Here is a 2747-nt window from a genome sequence, read left to right on the forward strand (position 1 = left end):
AAGCCGGCGCCTGCCGCGCCTGCGCCTGCGGCCAAGCCCGCCGCCGCGCCCGCGAAGCCCGCGGCCGGGCAACCAGGAGCCCAGCGATGAATCGCCCGCAATACATCCTGCAGCCGGTCAATCCGTACTTCATCGTCTTCAGCCTCGCCGCCGCGTTCCTGCTGAACCTGATGCCGTGGGGCCGCCTGCCTGGCGTGCCCGACTTCGTCGCGCTCGTGCTGCTGTTCTGGAACATCCATCAGCCGCGCAAGGTCGGGATGGGCGTCGCGTTCGCGCTCGGCATCCTGATGGACGTGCATGACGCGGGGCTGCTCGGCGAGCACGCGCTCGCCTATACGCTGCTGTCGTACGGCGCGATCACGATCCACCGTCGCGTGCTGTGGATGCCGATCGGCGTGCAGGTGCTGTACGTCACGCCGCTGCTGGTCGTCGCGCAGCTCGTTCCGTTCGTGATCCGCCTCGTGATGGGCGCCGCGTTCCCGGGCTGGCGCTATCTGGTCGACGGCTTCGTCGAGGCCGCGCTGTGGCCGATCGCGAGCCACCTGCTGCTGATGCCGCAACGCCGCCCGGTCGATCCGGACGATACGCGCCCCATCTGAACCCTGGGCCTGCCTTGACTACCCGCCGCCTCCACGCCCGCCGCGCGCCGCGCTCCGGGGCGGCCCCTCGCCCGCAGCCGCACACCGCGCGCGGGTCAGATCGATCGTAACCGCATGACCGAATTCAACGACACCCAACAGCAGCTCTCGAAGTTCCGCCTGCGCGTCGCGGCGGCGGGCGTGTTCGTGTTCGTCTGCTTCGGGCTGCTCGCGAGCCGCTTTTTCTACCTGCAGTTGATGCAGCACGGCAAATACGCGCTGCAGGCCGAGGAAAACCGCATCTCGGTCGCGCCGATCGTGCCGAACCGCGGGATCATCACCGACCGCAACGGCGTGATCCTCGCGAAGAACTATTCGGCGTACACGCTCGAGATCACGCCGTCGAAGCTCGACGACACGCTCGAGAACACGATCGACAAGCTGTCCGAGATCATCCCGATCGACGCACGCGACCGCCGCCGCTTCAAGAAGCTGCAGGAAGACTCGAAGAACTTCGAGAGCCTGCCGATCCGCACCCGGCTCACCGACGAGGAAGTCGCGCGCTTCACCGCGCAGCGCTTCCGCTTCCCCGGCGTCGACGTGCGCGCGCGGCTGTTCCGCCAATATCCGCTCGGCACGACGGCCGCGCACGTGATCGGCTACATCGGCCGGATCTCGAAGCGCGACCAGGATCGCATCGACGCGATGAGCGACGACAACGACAGCGACCAGGAAAACTACGATCCGCGCCGCGACGCGAACAACTACAAGGGCACCGACTACATCGGCAAGATCGGCGTCGAGCAGAGCTACGAAACCGAGCTGCACGGGCTGACGGGCTTCGAGGAAGTCGAGGTGACGGCCGGCGGCCGGCCGGTGCGCACGCTGTCGCGCACGCAGGCGACGCCCGGCAACAACCTCGTGCTGTCGCTCGACATCGGGCTGCAGCAGGTCGCCGAGCAGGCGTTCGCCGGCAAGCGCGGCGCACTGGTCGCGATCGAGCCGAAGACGGGCGACGTGCTCGCGTTCGTGTCGTCGCCGAGTTTCGACCCGAACTCGTTCGTCGACGGCATCGACCAGCAGACCTGGGACGAACTGAACAACTCGACCGACAAGCCGCTGCTGAACCGCCCGCTGCACGGCACCTACCCGCCCGGCTCGACGTACAAGCCGTTCATGGCGCTCGCCGGCCTGACGCTCGGCAAGCGCACGCCGGGCTGGGGCTTCCAGGATCCCGGCTACTTCACGTTCGGCGGCCACACGTTCCGCAACGACGTGCGCTCGGGCCAGGGCTGGGTCGACATGAACAAGGCGATCATGGTGTCGAACGACACCTACTTCTACATGCTCGCGCGCGACCTCGGCGTGAACGCGATCGCGAACTTCATGAAGCCGTTCGGCTTCGGCCAGATCACCGGGATCGACATCCAGGGCGAGGCGCGCGGGATCCTGCCGTCGACCGACTGGAAGAAGAAGGCGTTCAAGAAGGCCGCGCAGCAGAAGTGGTTCGACGGCGAGACGATCAGCCTCGGGATCGGCCAGGGCTACAACTCGTTCACGATCCTGCAGCTCGCGCACGCGACCGCGACGCTCGCGAACAACGGCGTCGTGATGAAGCCTCACCTGGTGAAGGAAATCGAGGACCCGATCACGCGCGGGCGCCGCCTGACCGTGCCGAAGGAAAGCGAAGTGATCCCGCTCAAGCAGGCCGACATCGATGTCGTGAAGCGCGGGATGGAGAACGTGATCGAGAACCCGTCCGGCACCGCGTACAAGGTGTTCCGCGGCGCGCCGTACCTCGCCGCCGGCAAGACCGGCACCGCGCAGGTGTTCTCGCTGCAAGGCTCCAACTACAAGGGCCACCTGCTCGCCGAGCACCTGCGCGACCACGCGCTGTTCATCGCGTACGCACCGGTCGACCATCCGCAGATCGCCGTCGCGCTGGTCGTCGAGAACGGCGGCTGGGGGGCGCAGGCAGCGGGCCCGATCGCGCGCCGCGTGCTCGACTTCTATCTCGTCGACCGCCAGAACCCGCAGAACGAGGCCGCGGCCGTGGCTGCCGCGGCGTCGGCGACCGAACCCGTCAACGCGCCGGTGATCGGCGACGCGAACCGGCCCGCCGCCGTCGCGGCCGGCTTCACGGCGCTGCCGCAGCCGGTCGTGCCGAGC

General features: G+C 68.1%; 2 protein-coding genes. Both read left to right on the forward strand.

The features are described from left to right. The first annotated feature begins 86 nt into the window (after nt 1-86). Nucleotides 87-599, forward strand: coding sequence for a rod shape-determining protein MreD (gene mreD, locus DPV74_RS40545; RefSeq protein ID WP_009687274.1), 513 nt, complete (start codon nt 87-89; stop codon nt 597-599). Between the two features lie 114 nt (nt 600-713). Next, the coding region (gene mrdA, locus DPV74_RS40550; protein WP_119339228.1) for a penicillin-binding protein 2 at nt 714-2747 on the forward strand (2034 nt) is incomplete at its 3' end.

Source organism: Burkholderia sp. HAN2018, assembly GCF_024704855.1.
Taxonomy (GTDB): domain Bacteria; phylum Pseudomonadota; class Gammaproteobacteria; order Burkholderiales; family Burkholderiaceae; genus Burkholderia; species Burkholderia cepacia.

What these genes read in the sequence shown, in the direction of transcription:
- mreD (WP_009687274.1), top strand. Translation starts at nt 87, where the DNA reads ATGAATCGCCCGCAATACATCCTGCAGCCGGTCAATCCGTACTTCATC.